This is a genomic window from Streptomyces sp. NPDC093065 (genome assembly GCF_044754585.1).
GTDB lineage: Bacteria > Actinomycetota > Actinomycetes > Streptomycetales > Streptomycetaceae > Streptomyces.
On sequence record NZ_JBIVPJ010000020.1, the window covers coordinates 1 to 13,800 of the forward strand.

At 73.6% G+C, this 13,800-nt stretch carries 13 protein-coding genes and 1 rRNA gene; 12 read left to right on the forward strand and 2 right to left on the reverse strand.

Annotation, left to right across the window (positions count from 1 at the left end; all coding sequences use genetic code 11):
- From rrf to ACIQFU_RS28970, 3 genes are all read left to right on the forward strand, one after another.
- Positions 1-92 (forward strand): 5S ribosomal RNA (rrf, locus tag ACIQFU_RS28960); the annotation flags it as partial.
- Between the two features lie 95 nt (positions 93-187).
- Positions 188-1,465, forward strand: coding sequence for a hypothetical protein (locus tag ACIQFU_RS28965; protein ID WP_402555563.1), 1,278 nt, complete (start codon positions 188-190; stop codon positions 1,463-1,465).
- Positions 1,357-2,142 (forward strand): hypothetical protein, encoded by a 786-nt coding sequence (locus tag ACIQFU_RS28970; protein WP_402555565.1) that lies wholly within the window; start codon positions 1,357-1,359, stop codon positions 2,140-2,142. The genes ACIQFU_RS28965 and ACIQFU_RS28970 overlap by 109 nt, the downstream gene beginning before the upstream one ends.
- A gap of 71 nt (positions 2,143-2,213) precedes the next feature.
- Here ACIQFU_RS28970 and ACIQFU_RS28975 read toward each other — a convergent pair whose 3' ends face one another.
- Complete coding sequence (locus tag ACIQFU_RS28975) at positions 2,214-3,506, reverse strand: DUF1015 domain-containing protein (RefSeq protein ID WP_402555315.1); 1,293 nt, start codon at positions 3,504-3,506, stop codon at positions 2,214-2,216.
- Positions 3,507-3,578: 72 nt separating this feature from the next.
- Here ACIQFU_RS28975 and ACIQFU_RS28980 point away from each other — a divergent pair, with 72 nt between their 5' ends.
- The 4 genes from ACIQFU_RS28980 (at position 3,579) to ACIQFU_RS28995 (ending at position 7,691) form a co-directional block, all read left to right on the forward strand.
- The gene (locus ACIQFU_RS28980; RefSeq protein ID WP_402555317.1) at positions 3,579-4,610 is read left to right on the forward strand and encodes an HAD hydrolase-like protein; all 1,032 of its coding nucleotides are present in this window, start codon (positions 3,579-3,581) and stop codon (positions 4,608-4,610) included.
- 110 nt (positions 4,611-4,720) lie between these two features.
- Complete coding sequence (locus tag ACIQFU_RS28985) at positions 4,721-5,767, forward strand: FecCD family ABC transporter permease (protein ID WP_402555319.1); 1,047 nt, start codon at positions 4,721-4,723, stop codon at positions 5,765-5,767.
- Positions 5,768-5,781: 14 nt separating this feature from the next.
- Positions 5,782-6,819: a FecCD family ABC transporter permease gene (locus ACIQFU_RS28990; protein WP_402555567.1), complete on the forward strand. Its 1,038-nt coding sequence runs from the start codon at positions 5,782-5,784 to the stop codon at positions 6,817-6,819.
- Positions 6,816-7,691: an ABC transporter ATP-binding protein gene (locus tag ACIQFU_RS28995; RefSeq protein WP_402555321.1), complete on the forward strand. Its 876-nt coding sequence runs from the start codon at positions 6,816-6,818 to the stop codon at positions 7,689-7,691. Before ACIQFU_RS28990 ends, ACIQFU_RS28995 begins: the two co-directional genes overlap by 4 nt.
- Here ACIQFU_RS28995 and ACIQFU_RS29000 read toward each other — a convergent pair.
- Positions 7,675-8,022: a sterol-binding protein gene (locus tag ACIQFU_RS29000; protein ID WP_402555323.1), complete on the reverse strand. Its 348-nt coding sequence runs from the start codon at positions 8,020-8,022 to the stop codon at positions 7,675-7,677. The genes ACIQFU_RS28995 and ACIQFU_RS29000 overlap by 17 nt on opposite strands.
- Before the next feature lie 42 nt (positions 8,023-8,064).
- On the opposite strand from ACIQFU_RS29000, the gene ACIQFU_RS29005 reads away from it, so the two are divergent.
- From ACIQFU_RS29005 to ACIQFU_RS29025, 5 genes are all read left to right on the forward strand, one after another.
- Positions 8,065-8,376, forward strand: coding sequence for a hypothetical protein (locus tag ACIQFU_RS29005; RefSeq protein ID WP_402555324.1), 312 nt, complete (start codon positions 8,065-8,067; stop codon positions 8,374-8,376).
- Between the two features lie 7 nt (positions 8,377-8,383).
- Positions 8,384-9,199: a hemolysin gene (locus ACIQFU_RS29010; RefSeq protein ID WP_402555326.1), complete on the forward strand. Its 816-nt coding sequence runs from the start codon at positions 8,384-8,386 to the stop codon at positions 9,197-9,199.
- Positions 9,196-10,101, forward strand: a complete 906-nt coding sequence (locus ACIQFU_RS29015) for an NAD kinase (protein ID WP_102927286.1) — start codon at positions 9,196-9,198, stop codon at positions 10,099-10,101. Before ACIQFU_RS29010 ends, ACIQFU_RS29015 begins: the two co-directional genes overlap by 4 nt.
- 140 nt (positions 10,102-10,241) lie before the next feature.
- A complete protein-coding gene (recN, locus tag ACIQFU_RS29020) occupies positions 10,242-11,984 on the forward strand; it encodes a DNA repair protein RecN (protein WP_402555328.1) in 1,743 nt (580 codons plus the stop codon).
- Between the two features lie 653 nt (positions 11,985-12,637).
- Positions 12,638-13,786, forward strand: a complete 1,149-nt coding sequence (locus ACIQFU_RS29025; RefSeq protein WP_402555330.1) for a glycosyltransferase family 4 protein — start codon at positions 12,638-12,640, stop codon at positions 13,784-13,786.
- Positions 13,787-13,800 lie beyond the last annotated feature (14 nt).

Here is a 13,800-nt window from a genome sequence, read left to right on the forward strand (position 1 = left end):
CGCCCGGTTACATTTCGAACCCGGAAGCTAAGCCTTACAGCGCCGATGGTACTGCAGGGGGGACCCTGTGGGAGAGTAGGACGCCGCCGAACAATCTTTGGAAAGGACCCCTGGTCCCCAGCGTTCAGCTGGGGACCAGGGGTCCTTTCGTTTTTCCAGGGCGCACCGGGTACCCGGCTGCGCGAGAATGACTTGCGGTACCGAAGACAGGAGTCACCGATGTCCACCAACTCTCCCGACGACCGACCGGAGCGCGATCAGCGGCGACGGGACAGTGGTGACCGCGATGACCGCAGGGGTCAGCGCAGTGACCGTGGTGGGTTCCGCCGAGACGACCGCCGAGACGACCGCCGGGGTGATGACCGCGGCGGACAGCGCAGTGGCTTCCGCCGGGACGATCGTGACCGTGGACCGCGACGGGACGACCGCGATCGTGGTGGTGACCGGGGCTTCCGTCGCGACGACCGGGGCGGAGACCGCCCGCCCTTCCGGCGCGACGACCGGGGTGACCGCGGGGATCGCCCGTCGTTCCGCCGTGACGACCGAGGTGGAGACCGCCCGCCCTTCCGGCGCGACGACCGTGACGACCGGCGGGACCGCGGGGACCGTCCTTCCTACCGTCGTGACGACCGGGGTGGCTTCGGTCGCCGTGACGACAGCCGGCGAGACGACAGCCGTCGGGACGACCGCGGTGGGCAGCGAGGCGGCTTCCGTCGTGACGACCGACGTGACGACCGGCGTGATGACCGCCGCGACAGTCGTCGTGACGACAACCGCGGTGGCGGTTACGGGCGTCGGGACGATCGCGATCGTGGTGGTGACCGGGGCTTCCGCCGTGACGACCGGGGCGGAGACCGCCCGTCGTTCCGCCGTGACGACCGAGGCGGGGACCGTCCGGGCTTCCGGCGCGACGACCGCGGGGACCGTCCGTCGTTCCGCCGTGACGACCGAGGCGGAGATCGTCCGGCCTTCCGCCGTGACGACCGTGACGACCGCCGGGACCGTGGCGATCGCCCCTCGTACCGTCGTGATGATCGGCGTGACGACCGTCGTGACGACCGTCCTCCCTTCCGGCGCGACGACCGGGGTGACCGCGGAGAGCGCGGTGGCTTCCGTCGGGACGACAACCGTGGTGAGCGTGGCGGATTCGGCCGGCGTGACGACCGGCGTGACGACGGCCGGGGTGGCGACCGCGGTGGGTTCCGCGGGCGGGACGACCGTGGGGGGCGCGGGCCCCGGCGCGACGACCGCGGTGGACGGCCCGGCGGGTACCGGGGGCGTGACGACCGGCAGGGCGGCGGTGGCCGTTTCCGTGACGAGCGGGACCGCGACCGCGACCGCGAGCCGATCAAGCGCCTGCCGATCCCCGAGGAGGTCACGGGCGACGAGATCGACAAGGATGTGCGGCAGGAGCTGCAGAGCCTGCCCAAGACGCTCGCGGAGGACGTCGCCAGGAACCTGGTGATGGTCGCGCGGCTGCTCGACGAGGACCCGGAGGCCGCGTACGGCTACTCCAGGGTGGCCCTGCGCCTGGCGTCCCGCGTCGCCGCCGTACGCGAGGCGGCGGGGTTCGCCGCGTACGCCAACCAGAAGTACAGCGAGGCGCTGGCGGAGTTCCGGGCTGCGCGGCGGATGACCGGGTCCGTGGAGCTGTGGCCGGTCATGGCCGACTGCGAGCGCGGTCTCGGCCGGCCGGAGAAGGCGCTGGACATGGCCGGCGCCCCCGAGGTGCACAAGCTGGACAAGGCCGGTCAGGTCGAGATGCGCCTCGTCGCTGCCGGTGCCCGGCGTGACATGGGGCAGCTGGACGCCGCCATCGTGACGTTGCAGAGCCCCGAGCTGGCCTCCAACTCCGTACAGCCCTGGACCGCCCGGCTGCGGTACGCCTACGCCGACGCGCTGCTGGCCGCGGGCCGGGAGCGGGAGGCGCGGGAGTGGTTCGCGAAGGCCGTGGAGTCCGACCGGGACGGCAGCACGGACGCCTCCGACCGGCTCGCCGAGCTGGACGGCGTGGAGTTCATGGACGCCTTGGACGAGGACGAGGGCGAGACCCATCCGGGTAGCGGCGTGGAGAGCGCTGCCGCCAAGGACGGGGACAAGGACGGGGACAAGGACGAGGACAGGGGCGGCGAAGACGACTGACGTCCCGTACCACGAGACGAAGGGGCGGGCCCGGTTCACGGGCCCGCCCCTTCGTCCCGTCGTGGGCCGGGTCAGGTGTCGAGCGCGCGGAGGACGAGGCCGGAGGCCGGTTTCGGGCCGAAGGACGTCGACTTGCGGGGCATCGTGACGCCCTGTCGGGCCAGTTCGCGGACGACCTCCTCGCGGACCGGGTGCATCAGTACCGCCGTACCGCCGTCGCGTTCGGCCTTCTCCACGGTGGCCGCCGTGTCGTGGATGTAGGAGATGTGGGCCGCCGAGTCGTCGGGGACCTGCCAGACGTGGGCCAGGAGCGTGGCGTGCAGGACGGTGGCGTCCAGGGTGCGCCAGGCCTCGGGCCGGTCGGTGGGAACCGTGCGGTCCAGCAGTCCGGGGTCCGGCAGATCGACCAGGTGGAAGGCGCCGTCGCCGGCGAGCAGGAAGGCGTTGCCCGCGTCGGCCGCCTTCGCCAGGGTCTCCAGGGACTCGTCCAGAGGTGTGTCCAGGCGGCGGACGCGGAAGTGCCCGTCCACGGCGGCCACGGCGTCGCGCACCGGGACGCCGTGCAGCAGGCGGTGGATGGCGCGGACGCGGAGCGGGTAGCGGGCCGTGTCGACCAGGAGGACGAGACCGTGGTCCCACGGGCTGGGGGAGGGGTGCTCCGCGCGGAGGGTGCGGTAGGTGGCCCAGCGGTGGTGGCCGTCGGCGATGAGGGCCTGCTGACGGGACAGCTCGCCCCGGACGCGGGCCATGGTGTCCGGGTCGGTGACCGACCACAGCCGGTGGCAGAAGCCGTCCTCCGTGGTCGTGGAGAGGAGCGGCGGTTGTCCGGCCGTGCGTTCCACGAGGGCGCTGGTGGCCGGTGTCTCCTCGTCGCCGCGGTAGGTCAGGAGCAGGGGCTCCAGGTTCGCCCGGGTGGCCCGCATGAGCGCCGCGCGGTCGGCGACGACGTGGGGCATGACGTCCTCGTGCGGCAGGACCACCTGCTCCGAGGGGTCCGAGACGCGCAGGGCGCCGATGACGCCCCGCTGCAGCATGCCCGCGCCGTCGCGTTGTTCGTAGACGTACAGACCCGGTTCGGGGTCGGTGGTCAGGACGCCCTCCGCCGTCCAGCGCCGCAGGGTGCGTGCGGCCTGCTCGTTGCGCGCCTCGGGTGTGGCGGCCTGCGGGAGGATCAGCCGGACGATGTTGTGCGGGTCCGCCGACTCGAGGTGGAGCAGGCCGTCGGGGCGGACCACGACGTCGTAGGGAGGGGAGGTCACGGCGGCCAGGCTGCCGACCCGGTCGGGGTCGTAGCGGAGGCCTCGGAACGGGGTGAGTTCCAGGCCCCGGTGCGCCGTTGCTTCCGGGTGACCTGCAGAGTTCATCCCGGCATCGTACGTGTGTCGGTGGCATGGGGGATGATCGGGGGAAAGGCGACGAACGAGGAGCGATGCGCAATGAGCCGGAGCGTCAGGACGAGGCCCGAGGGCAGTGGGCAGGGCCTGAACGAGGCCTATGACACGGCGCTGCTCGACCTGGACGGCGTGGTGTACGCCGGGGGCAACGCGATCGCTCACGCCGTCGAGTCCCTCGGTACTGCCCGGGACGGCGGCATGCGCCTGGCGTACGTCACCAACAACGCGCTCCGGACGCCCGACGCGGTGGCCGCGCATCTGACGGAGCTGGGGATAGCGACGGACGCCGGCGACGTCATCACCTCGGCGCAGGCGGTGGCCCGGTTGATCGCCGAGCAGGTGCCCTCGGGGGCGCGGGTGCTGGTGATCGGCGGTGAGGGGCTGCGCGTGGCGCTGCGCGAGCGCGGTCTCGAGCCTGTGGAGTCGGCCGAGGACGATCCGGCGGCCGTCGTGCAGGGGTTCGGCGGCCCGGAGCTGCCGTGGGGCCGGTTCGCCGAGGCCTGTTACGCGATTGCGCGCGGTGTCCCCTGGTACGCCTCCAACACGGACCTGACCATCCCGGGTGCCCGGGGGATCGCCCCGGGCAACGGCGCGGCGGTGGAGGTCGTGCGGATCGCGACCGGTGCCGAGCCGCAGGTCGCGGGGAAGCCGCTGCCCCCCATGCACCGGGAGACGATCCTGCGGACCGGTGCCCGGCGCCCGCTGGTGGTGGGCGACCGCCTGGACACCGACATCGAGGGGGCGTTCAACGGGGAGGTCGACTCGCTGCTCGTCCTGACCGGCGTGACCGACGGAGCGCTGTTGCTGGCGGCGCCGCCGCAGCACCGGCCGACGTACGTCGACGCCGACCTGCGCGGGCTGCTCACCGGCCAGCCGGAGGTCTTGGGCGGCGCGGACGACGGCTTCCGCTGCGGTGGCTGGACGGCGACGGCCGGTGAGGAGCGGCTGGAGCTGGCGGGCGAGGGCTCCGCGCCGGACGGGCTGCGTGCCCTGTGCGCGGCGGCCTGGACTGCGGGCGGGGAGCAGGGGTGCGCACTGGACTCGGGTAAGGCGCTGGCACGATTGGGGTTGTGAGGCGGCGTAAGGGGAAGGCACCCGTCCACGGGTGTGCGGGACGCCGGTTCGGGGTTTGTTGGCGACCTCGGGAATCGTGATCGATTAGCAGGGTAGGCTAACCTAACTGCGTGTTGGTCGACAGTCCCCCCGAACAGCGCGCGGAGACCGCTCCCGCGCCGCCCTCCAAGCGCCGCGTCCTGCGTGCCGCGGGGCTGCCCGTCTCCGTCGCGGTCCTGGTGCTCGTCGCGATGGCGAGCATCGCGATCGGTGCCAAGGACCTGTCCCTGGCGCAGGTCTGGCACGGCCTGTTCCACGACACGGGCACGTACGGCGACGTCGTCGTCGGCGAGCGGCTGTCGCGGACCGTGCTCGGCCTGCTGGCCGGCGCGGCCCTCGGTCTCGCGGGAGCCGTGCTGCAGGCACTCACCCGCAATCCGCTGGCCGATCCCGGACTGCTCGGCATCAACGCGGGCGCCTCGGCGGCCGTCGTCACCGGCATCACCTTCTTCGGTGTCACCTCCCTGACCGGGTACGTCTGGTTCGCCTTCGCCGGTGCGGCGGGCGTCGGCGCGCTGGTCTGGTTCCTGGGCGGCAGCCGGGGGGCCACGCCGGTGCGGCTGGTGCTGGCCGGCACCGCGATCAGCGCCGCACTCTTCGGCTACCTCCAGGCCGTGATGATCATGGACGACGCGGCGCTGGGCCGGATGCGCTTCTGGACGGTCGGTTCGCTCGCCTCGGCGACGACCGGGACCATCCGGGAAGTGCTGCCCTTCTTCGTGACGGGCACGGTCCTGGCGCTCGGGCTCTCCCGGCCGCTCAACGCCATGGAGATGGGCGACGACACCGCCAAGGCCCTCGGCGCCAACCTGAACCGGACCCGGGCGCTGTCCATGCTGGCCGCGACCGTGCTGTGCGGGGCCGCGACCGCCGCCTGCGGACCGATCGTGTTCGTCGGGCTGATGATCCCGCACATCGTCCGCTCCTTCACCGGCCCCGACATGCGCTGGATCCTCCCGTACGCGGCGATCCTGTCCCCGGTGCTGCTGCTCGGCGCGGACGTCCTCGGCCGGATCGTGGCACGGCCCTCGGAGCTCCAGGTGGGCATCGTCACCGCCGTCCTCGGCGGGCCGGTCTTCATCTTTCTCGTACGACGGCGGAGGACGGCCCAGCTGTGAAGACCGGGAAGACCGTGAAGACCAACCGCGCCGTGCGCAGCCCGGGTGGGCTGTCCTTCCGCCTGGACGTGCGGGCCACCGTCGTGGTCGCCCTGCTGCTGCTCCTCGCCCTCGCCGCGAGCGTGCTGCTGATCGGCACCGGCGACTTCGACATACCCGCCGCCGACGTGCTGAAGACCCTGGTCGGACAGGGCAACGCGGGGCAGGAGTTCATCGTCAACGAACTGCGGCTGCCGAGGGTCCTGGTCGGCCTGCTGGTCGGCGGCGCGCTCGGCGTCGGCGGCGCGCTCTTCCAGGCCATCTCCCGCAACCCGCTCGGCAGTCCGGACGTACTCGGCCTCGGACAGGGGGCGACGGCCGGCGCGCTCATCATGATCGTCCTGTTCTCCGGCAGCTCGGCCCAGGTCACCGTCGGCGCGCTCGTCGGCGGCCTGGTGACCGGTCTGGCCATCTATCTGCTCGCCTGGAAGCGTGGCGTGCACGGATACCGGCTGGTCCTGGTCGGCATCGGTGTGTCCGCGATCGTCACGGCGGTCAACGGCTACCTGCTCACCCGCGCCGACATCGTCGACGCCTCCCGCGCCGTCGTCTGGATGACCGGGTCCCTCAACGGCCGGGACTGGGACCAGGTCTGGCCCCTGCTCGCGCTGTGCACCGTGCTCGTGCCGCTCGTGCTCACCAACGGGCGGGCGCTGCGGATGATGGAGATGGGCGACGACGTCTCGTACGCCCTCGGTGTGCGCGTCGAGCGGGTGCGGGCGCTGCTGATGGTGGCCGCCGTCCTGCTCACCGCCGCCGCGACCGCCGCCGCCGGACCGGTCAGCTTCGTGGCGCTCACCGCGCCGCAGCTCGCCCGGCGCCTGACCCGCTCGCCCGGCCCCAACCTGGTGCCGTCCCTGTGCATGGGCGCCGCCCTCCTGGTCAGCGCGGACTGGATCTCGCAGCGGGTCTTCGGCGCCGACCAACTGCCCGTGGGCGTCGTCACCGGCGTACTCGGCGGCGTCTACCTGCTGTGGCTGCTGGTCACCGAGCGCAAGGCGGGCCGGATATGAGCGCCGGTGCCGGGAGCCGCAGCGGGCCGAACAACCAAAGGAGCAACGTGAACCGCCTGACCGCCGAGAACGTCACCCTCGCCTACGACCAGCGGGTCATCGCGGAGAAGCTGTCGGTGGAGATACCCGACAACTCCTTCACAGTGATCGTCGGCCCGAACGCGTGCGGCAAGTCCACACTGCTGCGGGCCCTGTCGCGGATGCTCAAGCCGAGCGAGGGCCGGGTGCTGCTCGACGGGTCGGTCATCCAGTCGATGCCCGCCAAGAAGGTGGCGCGGACCCTCGGCCTGCTGCCGCAGTCGTCCATCGCGCCCGACGGCATCACCGTCGGCGACCTCGTCGGCCGAGGCCGTTACCCGCACCAGGGCATCCTGCGCCAGTGGTCGACCGAGGACGAGCGGGTCGTCCAGGAGGCGATGGCGCAGACCGGCATCGCCGAGCTCGCCGACCGCTACGTCGACGAACTCTCCGGCGGCCAGCGCCAGCGCGTGTGGATCGCCATGGCACTCGCCCAGCAGACTCCGCTGCTGCTGCTCGACGAGCCGACGACGTACCTGGACATCCAGCACCAGATCGACGTCCTCGACCTGTGCGCGGAGCTCCACGAGGAGCAGGGCCGCACCCTCGTCGCCGTCCTGCACGACCTCAACCACGCCGCCCGCTACGCCACCCACCTCATCGCCCTGCGCGGCGGAGAGATCATCGCCGAGGGCGCGCCGAAGGACATCGTCACGGCCGACCTGGTCGAGCGGGTCTTCGGGCTGCGCTGCCAGGTCATCGACGACCCGGAGACGGGCACGCCGCTGGTGGTGCCGGCCGCTCGCAAGGGGCGCACCAAGCTGGAGAAGGCAGTCGCTACAGGAGCTTCCTGAGCCGGAACAGATCGCGCAGACCCGCCTCCAGCTTCACCCGGCCCGAGCCCCAGGCCCTGGCGAAGTTCAGTTCGCCCCCCACCAGGGCCACCAGGTCGTCGCCGGTCATCGCCAGTCTGATCTCCGCCCTCTCGCGCGGCGGGCCCTGCAGGGTCTCGCGCACGTCGATGCGGCCGTCCGCCATGCGTCCCGCGAAGGTGACGTCCAGGTCGGTGATGTGGCAGCTCACCGAGCGGTCCAGCTCCGTGGCCGCCCGGACGTCCCCTTCGGCGCCGCGCATGCTGTCCGAAAGCTTGTCGAGTGCGGCACGGCACTCCTCAGTCGTCGCCATCGGGACCGACCGTACCCCAGCGCCACGCGGTAGCGTCGGGGCATGAGCGACGCAGTACCGGAGCCGGAGTCCGAGCCCGAGGAGGCGGAGCCCGGGGAGCACGCCGGCCCCGGCTACGAGCCGGCCGCCCCCGCACCGCTGGACGTCCCGCGCGCCCCCACCGGGAACGCCGAGGTGGACGCCCGGCTGGCGCGGCTGGCCGACGCCGACCACCTGGCCACCGACGGACATGTCGAGGTGTACGAGGATGTACACCGGGGGCTGCGCGACGCGCTCACCGCGCTCGACGCCCGCCCGGGACCCCAGGGACCACCGGCGCCCCCGCCGCCATCACCGTACGACCGCAGGAGCTGAACCGAACGTGGCAGGAGTCGCACGCCGCCGTCTCGACGCGGAGCTGGTGCGCCGCAAGCTGGCGCGCTCGCGCGAGCACGCGAGCCAGCTGATCGCCGCCGGACGGGTCACCGTCGGCAAGACCGTCGCGACCAAACCCGCCACGCAGGTCGAGACCGCCGCCGCGATCGTGGTGACCTCCGACGACGACGACCCCGACTACGTCTCGCGCGGCGGCCACAAGCTCGCCGGGGCACTGTCGGCGTTCGTACCGCAGGGCCTCGTCGTCGAGGGGCGGCGGGCCCTGGACGCCGGCGCCTCCACCGGCGGCTTCACCGACGTACTGCTGCGCGCGGGCGCCGCCCACGTCGTCGCCGTGGACGTCGGATACGGACAACTCGCCTGGAGTCTCCGGCAGGATGAACGCGTCACCGTCAAGGACCGTACGAACGTACGCGAGTTGACGCCGGAAGCGATCGATGGGGAGCCCGTGGATCTGGTCGTGGGGGATCTGTCCTTCATCCCGCTCGGACTGGTACTGCCCGCCCTGGTGCGGTGCACCCGGCCGGGCGCAGACCTGGTGATGATGGTGAAGCCGCAGTTCGAGGTGGGGAAGGAGCGGCTGGGCAGCGGGGGAGTGGTACGCAGCGCGCAGCTGCGGGCCGAGGCGGTGCGGGGCGTCGCCCGGAAGGCCTGGGAGCTGGGGCTCGGAGTGAAGGGGGTCACCGCCAGTCCGCTGCCGGGTCCCTCCGGGAACGTCGAGTACTTTCTGTGGCTGCGGGCCGGCGCCGGTGCACTGGACCCGGCCGATGTCGATCGTGCAGTGGCGGAGGGGCCGCGTTGACACAGAACCGAGCGCGAACTGTTTTCCTGCTCGCCCACACCGGGCGCCCCGCCGCCATCCGCAGCGCGGAGCTGGTGGTCAAGGGGCTGCTGCGGGCCGGGATCGGCGTACGGGTCCTGGAGGCCGAGGCCCGCGACCTGCCGCTGCCGGGCGAGGTGGACCTGGTGGGCGAAGCCACTCCGCAGTGCCTGGACGGGTGCGAGCTGCTGATCGTGCTGGGCGGCGACGGCACCCTGCTGCGCGGCGCCGAGTTCGCCCGCGCCTCCGGGGTGCCGATGCTCGGCGTCAACCTCGGGCGGGTCGGCTTCCTCGCGGAGGCCGAGCGCGACGACCTGGACAAGGTCGTCGACCGGGTGGTGAACCGGGCCTACGAGGTCGAGGAGCGGATGACCGTCGACGTCGTCGTGCACCGCAACGGCGACATCGTGCACACCGACTGGGCGCTGAACGAGGCCGCCGTGCAGAAGGCCGGCGCGGAGAAGCTGCTGGAGGTCGTCCTGGAGATCGACGGGCGGCCGGTGACGGGGTTCGGCTGCGACGGCATCGTGCTGTCGACGCCGACCGGGTCGACGGCGTACGCCTTCTCGGCCGGCGGTCCCGTGGTGTGGCCCGAGGTGGAGGCGCTGCTGATGGTGCCGATCAGCGCCCACGCGCTGTTCGCGAAGCCGCTGGTGACCTCGCCGGACTCGGTGCTCGCGGTGGAGGTGCTGCCGCACGTTCCGCCGGGAGTGCTGTGGTGCGACGGGCGGCGGACGGTGGAGTTGCCGCCCGGGGCGCGGGTGGAGGTGCGGCGGGGGGCGGTGCCGGTGCGGCTGGCCCGGCTGCACCATGCGTCGTTCACCGACCGGTTGGTCGCGAAGTTCGCGTTGCCGGTCTCCGGGTGGCGCGGGGCGCCGCACTAGCGGTCTCGAAGGGGTGGTTCGGTGCGTCGCGGGGTGCGGGTGCGTTGTGGCTGGTCGCGCAGTTCCCCGCGCCCCTGGCGGTATAACGCTTCCCTGCGTGACAGGGGCGGCCTGTGTGCGCTTTCCGGCCTCGACCTCGTATGGTCGTGTCCGTGCTTGAGGAGATGCGGATACGGTCGCTCGGGGTCATCGACGACGCCGTGGTCGAGCTGTCGCCCGGGTTCACCGCTGTCACCGGTGAGACGGGTGCCGGCAAGACCATGGTGGTCACCAGCCTGGGCCTGCTGCTGGGCGGACGCGCGGACGCGGCGCTCGTGCGGATCGGCGCGAAGAGCGCGGTCGTCGAGGGGCGCATCGCCGTGCCCGACGACGCCGCTGCCGCCGTGCGGGCCGAGGAGGCCGGGGCCGAGCTGGACGACGGGGCGCTGCTGATCAGCCGTACCGTTTCCGCCGAGGGGCGCTCGCGCGCCCATCTGGGCGGGCGGTCGGTGCCGGTGGGGATGCTCGCCGAGCTGGCCGACGAGCTGGTGGCCGTGCACGGGCAGACCGACCAGCAGGGGCTGCTCAAGCTGTCCCGGCAGCGGCAGGCGCTCGACCGGTACGCGGGCGACGCGGTCGCCGGGCCGCTCGCCAAGTACGCCGAGGCGTACCGGCGGCTGCGGGCCGTCGCCACCGAGCTGGACGAGATCACCACGCGCGCGCGGGAACGCGCCCAGGAGGCCGACCTGCTGCGCTACGGCCTCGACGAGGTCGCCGCGGTCGAGCCGCGCGCCGATGAGGACGTGGAGCTGGCGGAGGAGGCGGAGCGGCTGGGCCACGCCGAGGCGCTCGCGTCGGCCGCCACGGCCGCCCACGCCGCCCTCGCGGGCAACCCCGAGGACCCCGAGGGCGTGGACGGCGCGACGCTCGTCGCGGGCGCGCAGCGGGCCCTGGACGCCGTACGCTCCCACGACCCGGCGCTGGCCGCGCTCGCCGAGCGGATCGGCGAGATCGGCATCCTGCTGCGCGACGTGGCCGGGGAACTCGCCGGATACGCCGACGACCTGGACGCCGACCCGCTGCGGCTTGCGGCGGTCGAGGAGCGCCGGGCCGCGCTCACCGCGCTGACCCGGAAGTACGGCGAGGACATCGCCGCCGTGCTGAGCTGGGCCGAGCAGGGCGCCGCGCGGCTGACCGAGCTGGACGGCGACGACGACCGGATCGGGGAGCTGACCGCCGAGCGGGACGCGCTGCGGGTGGAACTGGGCGGGCTCGCCCAGGCGCTGACCGACGCGCGCACCGAGGCCGCCGAGCGGTTCGCCGCCGCCGTGACCGCCGAGCTGGCGTCGCTCGCCATGCCCCACGCGCGCGTGTCGTTCGAGATCCGGCAGACCGAGGACGAGCAGGGCGTCGAGGTCGGTGGGCGCACGGTGGCCTACGGACCGTCGGGCGTCGACGAGGTCGAGCTGCTGCTCGCCCCGCACCCCGGCGCGCCGCCCCGGCCGATCGCCAAGGGCGCGTCCGGCGGTGAGCTGTCGCGCGTGATGCTGGCCGTGGAGGTCGTCTTCGCGGGCACCGATCCCGTGCCGACGTACCTCTTCGACGAGGTCGACGCCGGGGTCGGCGGCAAGGCGGCGGTGGAGATCGGCCGGCGGCTCGCACGGCTGGCCAGGAGCGCGCAGGTCGTGGTCGTCACCCACCTGCCGCAGGTGGCCGCGTTCGCAGACCGGCAGCTGCTGGTGGAGAAGACCAACGACGGCTCGGTGACCCGCTCCGGCGTGAAGGTCCTCGAGGGCGAGGAGCGCGTCCGGGAGCTCTCCCGGATGCTCGCCGGCCAGGAGGACTCGGAGACGGCCCGCGCCCACGCGGAGGAACTGCTGGAGACGGCCCGCGCGGACCAGTAGCAGCGGCGTGCCCCCGCGCCCCGGACACCGGGGCACGCGTGCCCCGCGCGCCGGCGGGATGAGCCCGGGGCCGGGGGCGGGCCACGCCGGTCGCGCCCTGGGCTGTGCGTCGTACTCGTGTCGGCTGTGCCTGTGTCGGCTGCGGCGTGATCCCGGGCGGTCTGGCGCGCGTCGGGTTTCGGGGGGCGGGATGGAGGCCGGGTCGGTGGAGGGCCACGCCGGTCGGGCTCTGGGCTGTGCGTCGTACCCGTGTCGGCTGTGCCTGTGCCTGTGTCGGCTGTGGGGCTTCGGCGTGATCCCGGGCGGTCTGGCGCGCGCCGGATTTCGGGGGGCGGGACGGAGGCCGGGGTCGGTGGAGGGCCACGCCGGTCGCGCTCTGGGCCGTGGGTCGTGCTCGTGTCGGCTGTGGCGCACCGGTGTGATGGCGGGGCGTGTCCGGTGGTTCGCGCCGCAATCACTCGTACGAGTGACGCTGATCCCCGTAGTCGTCCCGCCGTCGGTCCCGTCGTGGCGGTCGTCGTTCCCGGAACACCCGTACGGCCTGGCATCCTTGACGGAGCGGCGCATCGGAATCCGCGCGGCGCACCCCGTCCGCACCATCCTTCTGTACGTTCTTCGTGACCGTCCCCCGCCGAACCAGGAGCCCCGGCCAGTTGACCCCCGTGAGCAGCCACTCACCGCACGGCCAGTCGCCGCTGCGCACCGTGCAGGTGCTGGGCGGCGGCAACGCCGGCAGCAGCGCGCACGTGCGCTCACTGGCCGCGGGGCTCGTCGCACGGGGCGTGAAAGTGACGGTGTGCGCCCCCTCCGATGCGGAGTGCACCTACGACTTCACGGGCGCGGGGGCCGACCACGTGCACGTGCCGCGCAGCAGCGACCCCGTCTCCGTGGCCGCGCTGCGGACGGTGTGCGCCAACGCCGACCTGGTGCACGCGCACGGGCTGCACGCCTCCTTCCGGGCCGCACTCGCCCTCGGCGGACGGCGGGTGCGCACTCCGCTCGTCGTCACCTGGCACGACCGGGTGCACGCCGAGGGGGCCCGCGCCCACCTGCTGCGCGTGCTGGAGCGGCGGGTGATGAAGGCCGCCACCGTGGTCCTGGGCGCCACCTCGGAGCTGGTCGACGGGGCGCGGCGGACGGGTGCCCGGGACGCCCGGCTCGGCCCCGTCGCGCTCCCCGCCCGGCCTAACCCGGCGGCCGGTCCCGAGGACCCCGACCGGCTGCGCCCCAAGGTCCGGGCCGAACTCGGCGCCGTCGACCGCCCGCTGCTGATCGCCGTCGGCTCCCTCGACCGGCACCGGGGCTACGACGTCCTGCTCGACGCCGCCCGCGGGTGGCGCCGCCTCGACCCGGCGCCGATGGTCGTCGTGGCCGGGGAGGGGCCGCTGCGGGGGGAGTTGCAGGCGCGGATCGAGGGCGAGGAGCTTCCGGTGGTGCTCGTCGGCAGCCGCGACGACGTGCCCGAACTGCTGGCTGCGGCCGACCTCACGCTGCTGCCGAGCCGCCGGGAGCCGGGGCGCTCCGTTCTCGCCCAGGAGGCCCTCCACGCGCGCGTGCCGCTCGTCGCGAGTGACGTCGGCGGCATCCCCGAACTGGTCGGCGACGCCGCCGAACTCGTGCCGCCCGGCGACGCGGCAGCGCTCGCGGAGACCGTGGTCCGCCTGCTCGACACCCCCGCACGCCGGGACGAGCTGCGGGAGCGGGGCACGCGGCAGGCGGCCACCTGGCCGACCGAGGACGAGACCGTCGCCCAGGTCCTGAGCGTCTACGACGAGTTGACGCAGCCCACGCCGTTGCTCTAGGCACCCGTCACGGG